This window comes from Bradyrhizobium sp. YCK136, assembly GCF_044570075.1.
In the GTDB taxonomy this organism is placed as follows: domain Bacteria; phylum Pseudomonadota; class Alphaproteobacteria; order Rhizobiales; family Xanthobacteraceae; genus Bradyrhizobium; species Bradyrhizobium diazoefficiens.
In genome coordinates this window covers 1829748-1845322 of sequence record NZ_CP172424.1, presented here as the reverse complement: position 1 = coordinate 1845322, position 15575 = coordinate 1829748, and the positions used below count along the sequence as shown (strand labels likewise).

At 60.4% G+C, this 15575-nt stretch carries 17 protein-coding genes; 13 read left to right on the top strand and 4 right to left on the bottom strand.

Features of this window, described 5'->3' with window-relative positions:
• Window position 1 precedes the first annotated feature (1 nt).
• Window positions 2-952: a sulfonate ABC transporter substrate-binding protein gene (locus ACFLEY_RS08660; protein WP_060908825.1), complete on the bottom strand. Its 951-nt coding sequence runs from the start codon at window positions 950-952 to the stop codon at window positions 2-4.
• Between the two features lie 429 nt (window positions 953-1381).
• Here ACFLEY_RS08660 and ACFLEY_RS08655 point away from each other — a divergent pair, with 429 nt between their 5' ends.
• Window positions 1382-2446 (top strand): IS630-like element ISRj1 family transposase, encoded by a 1065-nt coding sequence (locus ACFLEY_RS08655; protein ID WP_026192128.1) that lies wholly within the window; start codon window positions 1382-1384, stop codon window positions 2444-2446.
• Between the two features lie 9 nt (window positions 2447-2455).
• Here ACFLEY_RS08655 and ACFLEY_RS08650 read toward each other — a convergent pair whose 3' ends face one another.
• On the bottom strand, window positions 2456-3622 hold the full coding sequence (locus tag ACFLEY_RS08650) for a cytochrome P450 (protein WP_211434634.1): 1167 nt from the start codon (window positions 3620-3622) through the stop codon (window positions 2456-2458).
• A 74-nt stretch (window positions 3623-3696) separates the two neighbouring features.
• On the opposite strand from ACFLEY_RS08650, the gene ACFLEY_RS08645 reads away from it, so the two are divergent.
• The gene (locus ACFLEY_RS08645) at window positions 3697-4761 is read left to right on the top strand and encodes an IS630-like element ISRj1 family transposase (RefSeq protein ID WP_026192128.1); all 1065 of its coding nucleotides are present in this window, start codon (window positions 3697-3699) and stop codon (window positions 4759-4761) included.
• A 55-nt stretch (window positions 4762-4816) separates the two neighbouring features.
• Window positions 4817-5881, top strand: coding sequence for an IS630-like element ISRj1 family transposase (locus ACFLEY_RS08640; protein WP_026192128.1), 1065 nt, complete (start codon window positions 4817-4819; stop codon window positions 5879-5881).
• A 184-nt stretch (window positions 5882-6065) separates the two neighbouring features.
• Here the strand turns inward: ACFLEY_RS08640 and ACFLEY_RS08635 are convergent, their stop codons facing one another.
• Window positions 6066-6317 (bottom strand): methyltransferase family protein, encoded by a 252-nt coding sequence (locus tag ACFLEY_RS08635; RefSeq protein WP_396604607.1) that lies wholly within the window; start codon window positions 6315-6317, stop codon window positions 6066-6068.
• Between the two features lie 396 nt (window positions 6318-6713).
• Here ACFLEY_RS08635 and ACFLEY_RS08630 point away from each other — a divergent pair, with 396 nt between their 5' ends.
• The 6 genes from ACFLEY_RS08630 to ACFLEY_RS08605 all read left to right on the top strand — a co-directional run bounded on the left by ACFLEY_RS08630 (window position 6714) and on the right by ACFLEY_RS08605 (window position 10410).
• Window positions 6714-7661, top strand: a complete 948-nt coding sequence (locus ACFLEY_RS08630) for a hypothetical protein (RefSeq protein ID WP_211434438.1) — start codon at window positions 6714-6716, stop codon at window positions 7659-7661.
• A gap of 11 nt (window positions 7662-7672) precedes the next feature.
• Window positions 7673-8152: a hypothetical protein gene (locus tag ACFLEY_RS08625; RefSeq protein ID WP_060908827.1), complete on the top strand. Its 480-nt coding sequence runs from the start codon at window positions 7673-7675 to the stop codon at window positions 8150-8152.
• A complete protein-coding gene (locus tag ACFLEY_RS08620; protein ID WP_249163494.1) occupies window positions 8149-9120 on the top strand; it encodes a hypothetical protein in 972 nt (323 codons plus the stop codon). Before ACFLEY_RS08625 ends, ACFLEY_RS08620 begins: the two co-directional genes overlap by 4 nt.
• Window positions 9074-9724, top strand: a complete 651-nt coding sequence (locus ACFLEY_RS08615) for an AAA family ATPase (protein WP_309142168.1) — start codon at window positions 9074-9076, stop codon at window positions 9722-9724. Before ACFLEY_RS08620 ends, ACFLEY_RS08615 begins: the two co-directional genes overlap by 47 nt.
• Window positions 9725-9864: 140 nt before the next feature.
• Window positions 9865-10167: a hypothetical protein gene (locus tag ACFLEY_RS08610; protein ID WP_051000294.1), complete on the top strand. Its 303-nt coding sequence runs from the start codon at window positions 9865-9867 to the stop codon at window positions 10165-10167.
• A 3-nt stretch (window positions 10168-10170) separates the two neighbouring features.
• Complete coding sequence (locus tag ACFLEY_RS08605) at window positions 10171-10410, top strand: hypothetical protein (RefSeq protein WP_249163493.1); 240 nt, start codon at window positions 10171-10173, stop codon at window positions 10408-10410.
• On the opposite strand, the gene ACFLEY_RS08600 is transcribed toward ACFLEY_RS08605, so the two are convergent.
• Window positions 10367-11140 carry a hypothetical protein gene (locus tag ACFLEY_RS08600; protein ID WP_171901129.1) on the bottom strand — a complete coding sequence of 258 codons (774 nt, stop codon included), beginning with the start codon at window positions 11138-11140 and terminating at the stop codon, window positions 10367-10369. The genes ACFLEY_RS08605 and ACFLEY_RS08600 overlap by 44 nt on opposite strands.
• Window positions 11141-11511: 371 nt before the next feature.
• On the opposite strand from ACFLEY_RS08600, the gene ACFLEY_RS08595 reads away from it, so the two are divergent.
• From ACFLEY_RS08595 to ACFLEY_RS08580, 4 genes are all read left to right on the top strand, one after another.
• Entirely contained in the window at window positions 11512-11754 is a 243-nt protein-coding gene (locus ACFLEY_RS08595; protein ID WP_396604606.1) for a hypothetical protein, read from the top strand.
• Window positions 11755-12147: 393 nt separating this feature from the next.
• Window positions 12148-12639, top strand: coding sequence for a DUF5681 domain-containing protein (locus ACFLEY_RS08590; protein ID WP_211434440.1), 492 nt, complete (start codon window positions 12148-12150; stop codon window positions 12637-12639).
• The gene (locus tag ACFLEY_RS08585) at window positions 12636-13052 is read left to right on the top strand and encodes a DUF5681 domain-containing protein (protein WP_211434441.1); all 417 of its coding nucleotides are present in this window, start codon (window positions 12636-12638) and stop codon (window positions 13050-13052) included. Before ACFLEY_RS08590 ends, ACFLEY_RS08585 begins: the two co-directional genes overlap by 4 nt.
• A 250-nt stretch (window positions 13053-13302) precedes the next feature.
• On the top strand, window positions 13303-14634 hold the full coding sequence (locus tag ACFLEY_RS08580; RefSeq protein ID WP_396604605.1) for a site-specific DNA-methyltransferase: 1332 nt from the start codon (window positions 13303-13305) through the stop codon (window positions 14632-14634).
• Window positions 14635-15575: the final 941 nt, after the last annotated feature.

The following is a 15575-nucleotide window of genomic DNA, read 5'->3' as shown; positions in this document are numbered from 1 at the left end:
ATCAGGCTGCCGGGTTGCGCCAGACGATGTCGCGGATCACGATCGGCTTGGGAATCAGGCCGAGCTTATGGAAGCGGTCGGCGACGCCCTGCTGGGTCGCGACGATGTCGTCGGTGACGGGACCGACCACGAAGGCCGAGCGGTTCGCCGCGATGGTCTGGATCTCCAGGGGAATGCCTGTCACCGCCGCCAGCGATCTGGCGACCTCGTCGCGGTGCTGCTCGGCCCATTTGGCCGTCGCGGTCGTCACGTCGACGATCTGTTGCAGGATGGCGCCGTGGTTCTTCGCGAAGTCGCGGTTGGCGATGTAGAAGGAATTGGTCTTGGTGACCTCGCGCGCGTTGATCAGGATGCGGCCGTTCTGCCTCGTCTCGCCGATCGCAAAGTACGGATCCCAGATCGCCCAGGCCTCGATGCTGCCGTTGGCGAAGGCGGGGCCGGCGTCAGGCGGCGTCAGATAGACCGGGGTGATGTCGGCATAGGTGAGGCCCGCCTTCTCCAGCGTCTGCACCACGATGTTGTGGGCGCTGGAGCCCTTGGTGAAACCGACGCGCTTGCCCTTCAGCTCGGCGATGGCGCGGATCGGCGAATCCTTCGGCACCAGAATGCCCTGGCCGTTGGTGATGGGCTGGCCGGCGGCATAGACGATCGCGGCGCCCGCGGCCTGCGCGAACACCGGCGGGGAATCGCCGACCGCGCCGTAGTCGACGCTGCCGACATTCATCGCCTGCATCATCGGCGGGCCGGAGGAGAACTCAACCCACTTCACCTCGATGCCTAAGGCTGCGAAATGTTTTTCCAGGGCGGCCTGCTGGCGCGTGATGACCAGCACGCCGTTCTTCTGATAGCCGATACGAATTTCCTTCACCGCGCCTTGCGCGCGGACGCGCGAGGCGACCGCAGCCGCGGCTGCCGTTCCAACGGAAAGTCTCAGAAAGTCACGACGCTGCATTCCACACTCCCGGCCGCATGCGGCCGTCATTCATTCACGCCAGGGGATGATGGTGCGGCTTGCCGGAGGTGTCGAGACACGCGGAAAAATAGCGATGCGAGCACTGCGCGCGTGGCAGGGCGCATGATTAATCTTTCAAGCGGCCGCGATGATGCAGGGAGAATTTTTCCGCACGCGAATGTGAGAGCCGCGGGGATTTGGTGCGACGATGCAGGGCCGGAACATAAAACGTCGAAAACAACCCCATGCACAGTAGCCGACCATAGTCGGATCAATAGCTTACGCGGCAGGCCGAGTCGTTTGACCCGTCGGGCAAGACAGGAGCATGATGGCATGATCGGCGAATGGGAGCTGTTGTGGCGCGAAGCTCCCTTCCAGCCGGCCTAGTACCCACTTTTCTTGGAACGTGAGTCGTGATTCAAGGTCGGGATGATACCCGAAGCAAGAGAGGTCCACCTTTCGAGGAAAGATCGCAAGGTGCTTGAGGCGTGCTGTCGCTCACCGGTGACGTTGCAGCGCGATTTGAAGCGGGCGCGGATAGTTCTGTTGGCGGCGGATGGGCGCAGCACCCGGTCGATCGCCAAGGAAGTTGGGGTCCAGCCGCGGATTGTCAGCCTTTGGCGGCATCGCTATGCCGACCATGGCCTTGAAGGGCTGCAAGACAAGCCGCGGCCTGGCAAGCAGCCGATCTATACGAAGACGACCGACAAGCGGATTCTGAAGCTGCTGGATAAGCCGCCACCGCAAGGGTTTGCGCGCTGGACCGGCCCCCTGCTGGCCGAGGCGCTGGGCGATGTCGATGTCCAATATGTCTGGCGGTTCCTGCGCAGCCACAAGATTGACCTGGTGGCTCGCAAGTCCTGGTGCGAGAGCAACGACCCGAACTTTACGGCCAAAGCCGCCGATGTTGTCGGCCTCTATGTCGCGCCGCCGGCGAAGGCCATTGTGCTGTGCGTGGACGAGAAGCCCTCGATCCAGGCTTTGGAGCGAGCGCAGGGTTATCTGAAGTTGCCCAATGGCCGCGCCTTGACCGGCCAAAGCCACGATTACAAGCGGCATGGCACCACAACATTGTTTGCGGCGCTCGAAGTCGCCACCGGAAAGATCATCGCGACCCATTCAAAACGCCGGCGCCGCGTCGAGTTTCTCGATTTCATGAACAGCGTCACCGCGGCTTTTCCGAACCGCAAGCTTCACGTCATCCTCGACAACCTCAACACCCATAAAAAGAACGAGGACTGGCTCAAGGCCCACCCCAACGTGCAATTTCATTTCACGCCGACAAGTGCGTCATGGCTCAATCAGGTCGAAGTATGGTTTTCCATCTTGCAGGGGCAGTCGCTCAGCGGCACCTCCTTCACGAGCCTCAAGCAGCTTCAGGAACACATCGATGCCTACGTCAACGCATACAACGACAGAGCCGAGCCCTTCGTCTGGACCAAGAAAAAGGTCCGTCAACGCCGTTTCAAAGGCCGCCGTATCACTCAGCTCTGATTCCGGGTACTAGTGTAGCCACCTCGCCGGCAAATTCTGCAAGCCGCGGAACGCCCAGCCGCCGATCCGCACCGGCTCGTCATCGGCAATCTCGATCCGGCCGGCACGCGCAAACAATGTCGGCAGCGCGACGTCGGCGATCATGGCGCGCGAGGCCCAGGCACCGGCGCAGAAATGCGGGCCGGCGCCGAAGGCGACGCTTTTGCTGGTGTCGCGCCGCACGTCGAACTGGTCGGCGCGCTCGAAATGCTTTTCGTCGCGGTTGGCGGAACCGAACATCAGGAACACGCGCTCATCGAGCTCGAACGCGACGTCGCGGATCGACCACGGCTTTGCGATGCGCCGCGGCGACATGCCGATCGGCGAGATCCAGCGGGCATATTCCTCGAAGGCCTGGAGCCAGGTGACTTCACCACGCCGGACGAGGTCGAGCTGCTCGGGATGGGTCAGCAGCGCCCACACCGTGCCGGCGATCGCCTTGCGCGGCTCGTTCTGGCCGCCCGATATCGCGAGCTTTACATTTGCGCGCACGCTTTCCATCGGCATGCCCGACGCGAGGAGCACACCGAGGATGCTTTGATCGGGATTTTTGCGCATGACCGGCAGCATGTCGTCGATCGCCGCATCGATGCCCGACGTCGCGGCATGGCAGCGCGCCTCAACGGCGGGATCGCCGACATAGTTGGCGATGCCCTCGATCATGCCTTGCGACCAGGCGTCCATCTCGGCAAAGCCGATATTGGTGAGGCCGGTGATCGACTTCAGGCATTCGCCGGAGAACGGCAGCGCGAAATCGCGCATGAAGTCGATCCGCCCCGGCTCGATCGCATCGATGATGCGGTCGGCATGGGCCTGGAACAGCGCGGTCCAATGCGCCTTGACCGTCTTCGGTGACACCGTCGGAAACATCGCACGGCGCTCGACCTGATGCGCCTCGCCGTCCTTGCGCATCATGTTGTGGCCCATCAGCCGGTTCATCAGGCCGGCGGGCTGGTGCGAGGAGAACACGTCGATCTGCTTCTCGGAGATCGAGATGTCGTCGCGGCTCGTCAGCAGCGTCGAGCCGAGCTGCGGCACGAAGGCGATCGGCGCCTCCTTGCGCATGTTCGCGAGCATCGGATAGGGGTCGGCCCAGAACGCGGCCGGGTCGATGTCGATGCGCGGCGCGGTGCTCAAAGCGGTCTCCCTGCTGTGTCCCGCCAGACTAGTACCCACTTTTCTTGGAACGTGAGTCGTGATTCAAGGTCGGGATGATACCCGAAGCAAGAGAAGTCCACCTTTCGAGGAAAGATCGCAAGGTGCTTGAGGCGTGCTGTCGCTCACCGGTGACGTTGCAGCGCGATTTGAAGCGGGCGCGGATAGTTCTGTTGGCGGCGGATGGGCGCAGCACCCGGTCGATCGCCAAGGAAGTTGGGGTCCAGCCGCGGATTGTCAGCCTTTGGCGGCATCGCTATGCCGACCATGGCCTTGAAGGGCTGCAAGACAAGCCGCGGCCTGGCAAGCAGCCGATCTATACGAAGACGACCGACAAGCGGATTCTGAAGCTGCTGGATAAGCCGCCACCGCAAGGGTTTGCGCGCTGGACCGGCCCCCTGCTGGCCGAGGCGCTGGGCGATGTCGATGTCCAATATGTCTGGCGGTTCCTGCGCAGCCACAAGATTGACCTGGTGGCTCGCAAGTCCTGGTGCGAGAGCAACGACCCGAACTTTACGGCCAAAGCCGCCGATGTTGTCGGCCTCTATGTCGCGCCGCCGGCGAAGGCCATTGTGCTGTGCGTGGACGAGAAGCCCTCGATCCAGGCTTTGGAGCGAGCGCAGGGTTATCTGAAGTTGCCCAATGGCCGCGCCTTGACCGGCCAAAGCCACGATTACAAGCGGCATGGCACCACAACATTGTTTGCGGCGCTCGAAGTCGCCACCGGAAAGATCATCGCGACCCATTCAAAACGCCGGCGCCGCGTCGAGTTTCTCGATTTCATGAACAGCGTCACCGCGGCTTTTCCGAACCGCAAGCTTCACGTCATCCTCGACAACCTCAACACCCATAAAAAGAACGAGGACTGGCTCAAGGCCCACCCCAACGTGCAATTTCATTTCACGCCGACAAGTGCGTCATGGCTCAATCAGGTCGAAGTATGGTTTTCCATCTTGCAGGGGCAGTCGCTCAGCGGCACCTCCTTCACGAGCCTCAAGCAGCTTCAGGAACACATCGATGCCTACGTCAACGCATACAACGACAGAGCCGAGCCCTTCGTCTGGACCAAGAAAAAGGTCCGTCAACGCCGTTTCAAAGGCCGCCGTATCACTCAGCTCTGATTCCGGGTACTAGTACCCACTTTTCTTGGAACGTGAGTCGTGATTCAAGGTCGGGATGATACCCGAAGCAAGAGAAGTCCACCTTTCGAGGAAAGATCGCAAGGTGCTTGAGGCGTGCTGTCGCTCACCGGTGACGTTGCAGCGCGATTTGAAGCGGGCGCGGATAGTTCTGTTGGCGGCGGATGGGCGCAGCACCCGGTCGATCGCCAAGGAAGTTGGGGTCCAGCCGCGGATTGTCAGCCTTTGGCGGCATCGCTATGCCGACCATGGCCTTGAAGGGCTGCAAGACAAGCCGCGGCCTGGCAAGCAGCCGATCTATACGAAGACGACCGACAAGCGGATTCTGAAGCTGCTGGATAAGCCGCCACCGCAAGGGTTTGCGCGCTGGACCGGCCCCCTGCTGGCCGAGGCGCTGGGCGATGTCGATGTCCAATATGTCTGGCGGTTCCTGCGCAGCCACAAGATTGACCTGGTGGCTCGCAAGTCCTGGTGCGAGAGCAACGACCCGAACTTTACGGCCAAAGCCGCCGATGTTGTCGGCCTCTATGTCGCGCCGCCGGCGAAGGCCATTGTGCTGTGCGTGGACGAGAAGCCCTCGATCCAGGCTTTGGAGCGAGCGCAGGGTTATCTGAAGTTGCCCAATGGCCGCGCCTTGACCGGCCAAAGCCACGATTACAAGCGGCATGGCACCACAACATTGTTTGCGGCGCTCGAAGTCGCCACCGGAAAGATCATCGCGACCCATTCAAAACGCCGGCGCCGCGTCGAGTTTCTCGATTTCATGAACAGCGTCACCGCGGCTTTTCCGAACCGCAAGCTTCACGTCATCCTCGACAACCTCAACACCCATAAAAAGAACGAGGACTGGCTCAAGGCCCACCCCAACGTGCAATTTCATTTCACGCCGACAAGTGCGTCATGGCTCAATCAGGTCGAAGTATGGTTTTCCATCTTGCAGGGGCAGTCGCTCAGCGGCACCTCCTTCACGAGCCTCAAGCAGCTTCAGGAACACATCGATGCCTACGTCAACGCATACAACGACAGAGCCGAGCCCTTCGTCTGGACCAAGAAAAAGGTCCGTCAACGCCGTTTCAAAGGCCGCCGTATCACTCAGCTCTGATTCCGGGTACTAGCGCGTTCAGGAGCCGCCGTCTGTCCCCAGCGGTTGGGACAACGTTCGTTAAGGCCATGAAGCGACAGAGGCGACATTCCAACCGAGCGCCAGACAGCGTGCCTGCTCGCGGCGCCGGTGAAACGTCCGAGACCGGTCGCGAGCAGCGGCTCGCACAACCGCGGGCCACCGATCATTTCAACCGCCATGGGGTCATCCGCGGTATCCAGCGCGGGACGGCGGCGCGGAACGCCTCGTACTCACTCCCAAACGTCCGCTCGAGCGTGGGTTCTTCGTACGCCACGACGAAGACGTGGAAGAAGAGCCAGAGCAGCGCGCCGTAGACGATGAGGCGCCAATCGCCCATCAGCACCGCTTGACCCAGGATGATGGCAACGACTGCGACGTATATTGGATTACGCACATAACGGTAGAGACCGGTCACCACGAGATTCCGGGTCGGCGCGATGGGCGCGGGGGTGCCGAGACCCTGCAGCGCGAAACGCGCAAATGCGTCAACGATACCTGCGGCCTGGGCCGCTACCTTCTGCCGTTGACAAGAGTGAACGCTTCCCGGACGGCGGCCTTGTGCCGGTGTTCGCGACGGTCTTCGAGAATTTCAACTCGTCGTTCACGGATTAGCGATCGTCAATTCGACGTCGCGCATCGCAAGGGGTGGCGAAAGGCCACCTCCTCGTTGGGACCGGCTGCTCTGCCTTCCATCCAAACGACCAACCTTTGCGATGCCTGGGTCTCCGTTGCTTCGGCTCACCTGGCGGCAACAACGATACTCAGTTCACGACGTCGGCCGGCGATCTCTCGCAACAGAGGGATTTCAGTCATGTCATTGTCATTCGACCTGCCATCGTCGCGGACCACCTGCACGTCCAAGATCTTCCGTCCCGGGGATGGCATCACCAGCCCTCGGCTGGTGCATCACGGCGCGAGCCGTGTTGGGGTCTGGGTCATCCCCCTCGCTGATCGCAACAGCACCGATCTGGCGCTGGCCGTCGGCCCCGCCGCCTACGTGCTGATGAACCGCGAGACGGCCTACTTCGGCGAGACCAAAAACATCAATATGCGTTTCTCGAAGCATCCTGCCGATCCGGCAAAGGCGTTTGCCCGCGTAGCCTACGTTGTCGTCGGATATCCCGAGCCCTGGTCCAACAAGGACCCAGCATTCTATCTTCAATATCACCTCTGGAGCATTGCTCAAGCAGCGCACCACGTCGTCATCACCAACGAGTGGACCCCGACAATTCCCAGGGTCCGCGCCGATGAACGCGCCGAAATGGAGCGCATCCTCGAGGACGCGCGTCAGCAACTGTTTGACGCGGGTTGTCTGGCACTGGATTCCTACTTCGATCGCGTTCCCGTAGTTAGTTCAACTGAACGAGACGACGATCCGATCGGGCCGAACGACATGGAGCCGATGCTGATCGACATCGTCGCCACACCTCCCGCCGGAGGTGAGCTTGAGCTGAATTATGTAGGCCTCTGGGCACGGGGCTATCCCACATCCGATCGCGGGTTCGTGGTCATGCCCGGCGCCGAATTCCGTTGGCCCATCAACGGTAGCGCCCAGGGGATCGTCGACACCCGCCGCAGCGAATTGGAAGCGAAGCACGCCCTGGCCACGATCCCCGGGGCTGCCGACCGAAAGCGCCTTCTGGTCGCCGTCTGGTTTCCATCCGCCGCTATCGCGGCGAAGGTCATCACGGGCGCCCATATTGGTTCGAGAGTGTGGGTCCCCCGCCGCTACCCGCAACCGATCATCATTGCGAACTGAGGGGGCCGCGAATGTCTGCTTCGAACAATCCCACGAGCGATATCTGGCCGCTCTCCACGGACGACGGCCCTCCGCTGGCGTGGTGGCGGATGCTCTCGGTGCATCAGTTCCGATACACCGAACAGTCAATCATCGGTACCATGTTGCAACGAATCGCCGTCCTTCATGGCGGCGACAAACTCCGGGCCGCCCTGAGTGGCGATCCGGCAGCTGCGATCGCTGCCGCCCTCTCCTTGATGCCGATCCGCGACATTTCGCTGACCGTCGACATCACGATGACCGCCCTGCTTCACTCGGCCCTCAGCGATGACCCCGCGGCCATGCTCGTGCTGTCGCACGTTCTTGGTCGCCTCGAGTTCGATCTTCCTTTTAAGGTCGAACTCGCCACCCTGTGGCTTACCCATCACATCCATTACGCTAAGGCTACCGGTCAGTCTGCCCGGACGGAGGCAATGGTCTCGCTGGCTCTTTGCGAGGAGGATCTCGCTTGAGCGCGAATGATGACGATGACAATTCCGATCATCTGGATCTACCGACAGCGGAGGACGCCGCCTCGACCGGCGCCGCTGCCGATTCGGCCGATTGGGACGAACGCCTCAAGGGCCTGCCCAGGCTTTTGCGCTATGCAATGCTGATTGTCGATGGCGCCGATCACGTTGAGGAGCGGCTCATCGCTGAAGTCGAAGAGCTCTGCCCGCAGTTGTCCCATAATCTCGCATGGGCCAAAGGCAGGTCGTTAGAGGGCGCAATGGCGCTGGCGGCTGAACTCGATCGCCGCGCGGTCGCTCATAGTGAGCCAGCTCTCAGGAGCCTTGCTGATAGTGTCCGGCTCGTGAGCTTGCCGACGCCACGTGATGACGAACACTTCCAGCAGCATCGCAGGGTCGCCAAGGCACTGGTCAAGGCCTTTCAGCTGAATTCGCTGATCGTCGAACAGAAGGTTCGCTGCGACCTTGAACGGTTCACCTATGGCTGGGCCGCGCTACAGGCCTGCACGCATTTTGTGCCAAAGAAGTTCTCTGCGGCAATGAACGCCTCCCTGGTCGGGCACCGCACGGCCGAGCATCGCATCTCCGCAGCCAAAGCGGCGTTGCGACTTCAGTTCAGGGAGGAGAATGACCGCCGAAGGCAACGGGAAGCCGACCGGACCGAAGCCGTCGAGCGACAAGCCGCCCCGATCCTCGAGGTCATTCCCGATCATCATCTCGTCGTTGCGCGTCTGTCCGAAAACGAGATGAAGAGCCCCAAGCTCAAGGAGATCATCGGGCCGCTGAAGGACGTCGTCAACGTCGCCTTACCGCTCGTTCAGGCACCGGCGTTGTACGAAGCGCGCAACACCCTGTCTGTTCGAGTTCCCGTACGCCAGCGAGGTCGTCGACTTCGCCTTGGCAGATCTCGTTGGACGCGAGACAGTGCATTTGCGCCCCCTCCTGATCGTTGGCGAGCCCGGCGGTGGTAAGAGCCGGTTCGCCCGCCGACTGGGCGAGGTCTTGGGTGTCGCCGTATGGCGGAGCGATGCAAGCCGCTCCGATAGTGCTTCCTTCGGGGGCACGGACCGGCGCTGGTACTCAGCCGAGCCGTGTCACGCCTTCCTCGCAATTGCGCAGGCACGCATTGCCAATCCGCTCGTGCTGGTCGACGAGATCGAGAAGGCTGCGACGCGAAGCGACAATGGCCGACTTTGGGACGTGCTGCTCGCATTTCTCGAAGCGGAGACGAGCTCGCGCTATCCCGATCCCGCGCTTCAGACAAATCTTGATCTGTCGCAGGTAAGTTACGTCGCTACCGCAAACCGTCTCGATCCCCTGCCCGGTCCGATCCGGGACCGGTTCCGGGTCGTGAGCTTTCCCAAACCGACCTCCAAGGATCTCGACGCCCTGCTGCCGGCCGTGTTGACCGATCTCGCGAGGGAGCGCGGCCTCGATCAGAGTTGGGTGACGCCGCTCGATGGCATTGAGCACGAGGCGGTCGCGAGAAACTGGGCCGGTGGCTCGGTGCGCCGCCTGCGTCGTGTTGTCGAAGCCGTCCTGCGCGAGCGCGACATCCACGCATCGAGGAACTGATCATGGAGGAGAACGGCTCAGGAAGACCACGGCCGCTATTGCCTCGGCCGCCGCATTTGCGCGGGATAACCCGTCCCCAGGGCTTAAGTGGCGCACGCCCACCCGATACTATCACGGTCAATTCTCAGAGGACCGATGCCGTGACCGATCCCCAGATCGTCTGCCCCAACTGCCACACCGAAATCAAGCTGACGGAATCGCTCGCCGCTCCCCTCATCGCAGAGACGCGCCGCAAGTTCGATCAACAGCTTACTGCAAAGGAGGAAGACTTTGGCCGGCGCGAAGCGCTACTCAAGCAGGCCAGAGAAGAAATCGCGAAAGCTCGCGAGGCCGTTGACGAGCAGGTGGCGGCCAAGCTGAAGGCGGAGCGGGCGAACATCGCCGAAGCTGAAGCCAAGAGAGCGCGTCTGGCGGTCGCCGACGAGCTCAGCACCCGCGACTAGCAATTGGCCGATTTGCAGCAGATGCTCACGAGCAATGGCGAAAAGCTGGCTGCAGCCCAAAAGATCCAGGCGGGCATGCTTCGCAAGGAGCGCGAGCTCGACGATGCCAGGCGGGAAGTCGAGCTCACGGTCGAGACGAAGGTACAGGTGGCGCTTGCTGCCGTACGCGACAAGGCCAAGCTTGATGTCGAGGACTCGTTCAAGGCGGAGGTCGCCGAGAGCAGTTGTCATCTACTAGGATGACACTCTTCCGGAGCACAGGACGCAACTGCTGCACTAACTTCTCAACCTCGTAATGCCAGGCCGCGGCGAATACGAACACAAAATCATAAAGGCTTGCGCCAACAAGGACGTTCCGCAGGAATCCCCGTCGCTGCATAGCAAACGACGTTCCGGATCCTTGCGACATCATCGCGTCCAAGATCAATGCGCGCCGCGCTTCGGGAAGGCGAACAATGAAGCTCCGCTTCATCGGTGTGGTCAAAAGCCATCCAAACTCGTCTTCATCAGCGCGCGCGAGCACGACCTCGCCTCGCTTGCAGATGTTGCGGATCTCGAGTTCCCGGGCGACACGGTCTAATGACGAAGTCGAGTGTGCTCCACCCGGCCGCTTGGCACTCTTCCTGCATTTTTTCAGGAGCTCCCGAAGCTCCATAATCGTCAGCTTGCCCTCGCTGACATCTTCGAGCAATTTTCGACGGCGCTCCGGTTGCCTTGCGGCAATTCGAGCGACCCGCTCGACAGCAGCCACTGGCATCCTGACATCAGGTGCCAGCTCGGTGATGCCTTCTGCCTCCAGGAATTGTGCCGCAGCGATAAAGCGGCGGAGCGTGTTGTCGCTGAGCCTCACTTTCTTCGACAGCTTGGCGATGTAGTCGCCGCGTTCGCCGTGCTCTAAAGCTTCAAAGGGACGCAGATGCGGCCTGATATAGGCAAGCCAATCGTTTGCGATACGTCCGGGGCGCGCAGCCATAAAAAATCGTCGATTCGCGAAGGTCGTTTATTATAAGCTAGAGCTGTGGCTTTCCAAGCGAATGATGATGTTGACGGCAGGACGACTTCAGCTGACACTAAAGCTGGCAGACGAGATAGGCTGTCGTGCAATAGGATGCGATGAACGTGATTGTTGTGGGCGAAAAGCTGGCTGAGAAAGGGGCCTGTCCTGCTCTGCGTTACATTCGGAGTAACGGGGGGGGAAGCCGACCTTTGCTTCGGCAGCGCGCATCAATCGAACGTCATCCGAGCTGACAGAGATCGGTCTCCAGGAATGAAGCTGGACGGCATGAATGTCGGGCAGGGGCGGGCCCCAGGTTGAGTAGCGCGCATCGCGCGGTCGCTAACCGAGTGGAAAGCAGCGGGGCATCCGGCATTGGACCGGACGGCATCAATGTCTGCGGTGAGGTTTCCAGCGCCACGGAGCGCCTTCGTGGAAATCTCGTGGAAATCATCTTTTCGCCGGCCAGCCGCAAGGCGGCTAAACCCTTGAAGAAGATGGTGGTGCAGGCAGTCTGCTGCGAACCGGTCTCGGGGAGAATTTCCCTGAAATCAGGGAATTTACTGGGAAAAATGCCGATTCGGAGCCCGTAAACGGCTGCCCCTGCCCCGATTCCTCCGGTGATTCAGTCATTTATCCAGGAATCGGGATGCTGACTTAGCAGGGAATTTTGGCAGCGTGTGCAGGGAAAGCTTCGCACCCAGTAGCGCGCGATCAGCGATGCAGCAGTTGAATTTCTCGGCCGATCACGCTAGATACCTATTGCCTGAGATGGGAGATCGAGCTGCGGCATGGGCCGTGATGTTCTCTTCCATTGTGACAGAGAGCCGGCATGGGCCGGAGCTGATCTTAGGGTACCTCGACGCTGCATGGGCAGATTGCGTGGTTTCGGTTGAACCGGGACCGCGTTTTTGCGCGCTTCCACCTTTTCACATTCATCGGCTGTGCCCTGCTGCTCACGCGGGAAGGCAGCCTGTGAGGCGGTCATGGATCACAAGCAGAAGGACTACTCGATCGGTTACAAGCGCCCACCTAAGCAAAGCCGGTTTAGGAAGGGTCAATCCGGCAACCCTGGCGGTCGCCGAAAAAAGTCGGGGACTGTTCACGTCGATCTCGAGAGTATTCTCAATGAGACGTTTCAGGTCAGTGTTGCCGGCCGTGTGCAGGCGATGTCGGCCAAGGAGGTTGAAATCCGGCAGATTCTTAAGCGCGCGCTGGAGAAAAAGGACTTCAAAGCGATCGCTCATCTGCTCGGCCTCTTCGAAAAGCATAACTGCTTTGCAACTGAGCGCGTTTGCGGTGTTGTCACCCTCCCGACCAACGGTATGACGTGGCGAATTGCGCGGCTGATCTTCGAGAAGTACGGCCTGCCAGAGAACTGGACTAAGGGCCATATCGCCTGGGGGCGCAAAATATATGAAGCGACGAAAACAGAGCTCGAGCAATTGTGCGAAGAAGCAGGAGTGACACCGCCATGAGTGACGATTCGAAAACCGGGCGCCGCCGCCCGCCGTCGACGCAATTTAGGCGCGGGCAAAAGCGTGCTGGCGGCCGCCCGAAAGGAGCGATAGGCGAGAAGGCGATCGTACAGAAAATCGCGGGCGAACGGCATCGGATTCAGCAGAGTGGCCGAGACGTTGAGCTCAATACCATCGAGCTTTTGCTGCTCTCGATGCGGAATCTGGCCATGAGCGGCCATCTGCAGGCCGCGAAATGGCTCGGCGAGTATCGCGAGCGGCAGCTGCCCCAGGACAAGAACGTCGGATTTTTGTTGGTACCTGAAGCTATGCCTGACGAGCAGTATATCGCGCAGCAGATGTTCTTGAACCGCTTTCGGACCAACCCTGAGCTGAAGGAGGACCCGCTGATTGCCGCCATGAAAGAACATTAAATGGTGGCAATGATCGCACCGATAAGATTGACGACGAAGTGTCCGGCGGTTATCTACAAAGTGCCAGAGATGAGTTGAAGGTTGCGCGGCATGGGTCGGGTCAACCTCCTCATTGCGAGCAGATAGCCGGCATGGGCCGGAACTGTTCTTAGGGTACCTCGACGCTGCATGGGCAGATTGCGTGGTTTCGGTTCAACCGGAGCTGCGCATATTTTTTGCCGGCTCCTTACCCCTCTTTGGAGCTTTCAACATGCAGACCTTATCAATCGAGTACCAGCCGCTCAGCGCACTCAAGCTGCGTCCGTCCTACCCGCGAACGCATTCGGAGAAGCAAATCGAGCAGATCGCAAATGCGATCGGGCGCTTCGGCTTCACAAATCCTATCCTGGTCGGAAAAGATAATGCTGTCGTCGCCGGCGTCGGCCGATACCGGGCGGCCGCCAAGCTCGGCCTGTCGCAGGTCCCGACCGTCCGCCTGGCGGATATGAGCGAAGCCGAGCTTCGTGCCTACGTCATTGCGGATAACAAGCTTGCGGAAAATGCCGGCTGGGACCGCAAGCTGCTCGCCCTTGAGCTGCAATATCTATCGGACCTTGGGCTTGAAGATCTTGACCTGACAATTACAGGCTTCGAACTGCCCGAGATCGACGTAATCATCGGCGAGCTCTCGGCGCCAGGGTCTCAGGACCGCGCCGACACTGTTACAGGGCCGTCGCAGGGACCTGCGATCACCCGGGCAGGAGACGTTTGGCAGCTCGGCGAGCATCGGCTCATATGCGGCGACTCGACATTTGCTGCGACTTATGCCGCGCTCATGGGCGACCAGCGGGCTCAGATGGTTTTCTCCGATCCGCCCTACAACGTTCGTATCGCTGGCCATGTAGGAGGGCTTGGCAAGATTCAGCATCGCGAGTTCGCGATGGCCTCCGGCGAAATGTCGGAAGCAGAATTCGTGGCGTTCCTGCAGTCCGTCTTTGTCCATTTGCCCGAGCATAGCGTGAACGGCGCTATTCACTTCCAGTGCATCGATTGGCGTCATGTCGGAGCAATGCTCGAGGCCGGCAAGGGCATTTATAGCGAATTGAAGAATATCTGCGTCTGGTCCAAGACCAACGCGGGTATGGGCTCGCTCTACCGCTCGCAGCACGAATTCGTGTGCGTGTTCAAGTCGGGCACAGCCCCGCACATTAATAACGTCGAACTTGGCAGGTACGGCCGATATCGGACCAACGTCTGGAACTATGCAGGCGTAAACGGCTTCGGTGGCGACCGCGCCGATCTTGAGCTTCATCCAACCGTGAAGCCGGTGGCGATGGTCGAGGACGCGATCCGCGATTGCTCGCGCCGGAAAGGCGTCATTCTCGATCCCTTTCTTGGATCGGGCACAACCATCATTGCAGCTGAGCGCGCCGGCCGGCGCGGCTTCGGCGTCGAGATCGATCCTGCGTACTGCGACGTTACCTTGCGGCGAGTCCAGGAGCTCTGTGGTCTAAATCCGACCTTGGAGGCAACTGGACAGACCTTCGCGCAGGTGACGCAGGAACGTGCAGGAGGCTCCGTGCCGGAACAGGACGCCGCTTGACGGCCTTCGATGGCCCGGCAATTCAGCTTGCCGGGCCATCAAACGTCCGATCCGAAAGCTAATCCAATAGACCAGGCCGAAGGGCTGCGTCCGCGACGTGCCGGGCGGGCCAAAGATGCACAGAAACTCTATGATCCCGTATCCTTTGTTCAGCTTAGCCTCAGATCCCTGGGGAGGTGGCAGCGAAGGAGCCGGGCGCAGAGCAACGCAACTAGGAGTGCAATCTATCGAGATTGAAAAGGCCGCCGGCATATGTCCAGCGGCCTCCGCGCTCTCCTGCTCGCCCGCAGCTCCATTCCCTGCCAGTTCAAACCTTGCCGTCAGATTAAGTCGAAAACTTCTACAAATCTTCATTCCGTCAGCCTGCACCTGCGCGAACTCCGGGTCCTTTGCCACGCAGGCGCTGACAACGTATCTCTCATGTTGCCCGACGTACGGACGCCTCCGGCACCACGCCCGGGAGCCGCTAAGCCGGTGAGGGTTGCTTCTTTTTCGCCTTCCACCGAAGGAAGCGCATTTCCCGCGCCTCTTTTTCTTCCCTGAGAGCCTTTCTTAGACGGTCCCGCCGGTCCTTCTTGGCTGCGGGACTTAGTTGCTAGCTTTTGTGGCCTTTTTCTTCGCGGCTCGTGGGAGGAAACCTCTCTTAGGCCCATAGTTGCGAGCGCCGAAAGTACGCTTGCTAAACATTCACCCCCATTTTATCAGCGGCCATGCTTGGGGCGCCGTCGATCAGCCATGGACGGGCCGCTCCTCAAGGTCTTGATCGGGAACTATTCTATCCCAACGTGGAACGTCAAAGTTCTGAAATCACCCGACTACGCTTCCAAAATCGCCTGCCCTGCTCTGCACTGCTGAACCTCGCACTTCGCGCGTGGGTATGGGCTGAAGTATGGGCCACGTGAAAAGCCGAACTCAGAAGCACTGGAATATAAAGGAGTTTT

What these genes read in the sequence shown, in the direction of transcription:
- ACFLEY_RS08660 (WP_060908825.1), bottom strand. Translation starts at nt 952, where the DNA reads ATGCAGCGTCGTGACTTTCTGAGACTTTCCGTTGGAACGGCAGCCGCG.
- ACFLEY_RS08655 (WP_026192128.1), top strand. Translation starts at nt 1,382, where the DNA reads ATGATACCCGAAGCAAGAGAGGTCCACCTTTCGAGGAAAGATCGCAAG.
- ACFLEY_RS08645 (WP_026192128.1), top strand. Translation starts at nt 3,697, where the DNA reads ATGATACCCGAAGCAAGAGAAGTCCACCTTTCGAGGAAAGATCGCAAG.
- ACFLEY_RS08640 (WP_026192128.1), top strand. Translation starts at nt 4,817, where the DNA reads ATGATACCCGAAGCAAGAGAAGTCCACCTTTCGAGGAAAGATCGCAAG.
- ACFLEY_RS08630 (WP_211434438.1), top strand. Translation starts at nt 6,714, where the DNA reads ATGTCATTGTCATTCGACCTGCCATCGTCGCGGACCACCTGCACGTCC.
- ACFLEY_RS08625 (WP_060908827.1), top strand. Translation starts at nt 7,673, where the DNA reads ATGTCTGCTTCGAACAATCCCACGAGCGATATCTGGCCGCTCTCCACG.
- ACFLEY_RS08600 (WP_171901129.1), bottom strand. Translation starts at nt 11,140, where the DNA reads ATGGCTGCGCGCCCCGGACGTATCGCAAACGATTGGCTTGCCTATATC.
- ACFLEY_RS08590 (WP_211434440.1), top strand. Translation starts at nt 12,148, where the DNA reads ATGGATCACAAGCAGAAGGACTACTCGATCGGTTACAAGCGCCCACCT.
- ACFLEY_RS08585 (WP_211434441.1), top strand. Translation starts at nt 12,636, where the DNA reads ATGAGTGACGATTCGAAAACCGGGCGCCGCCGCCCGCCGTCGACGCAA.
- ACFLEY_RS08580 (WP_396604605.1), top strand. Translation starts at nt 13,303, where the DNA reads ATGCAGACCTTATCAATCGAGTACCAGCCGCTCAGCGCACTCAAGCTG.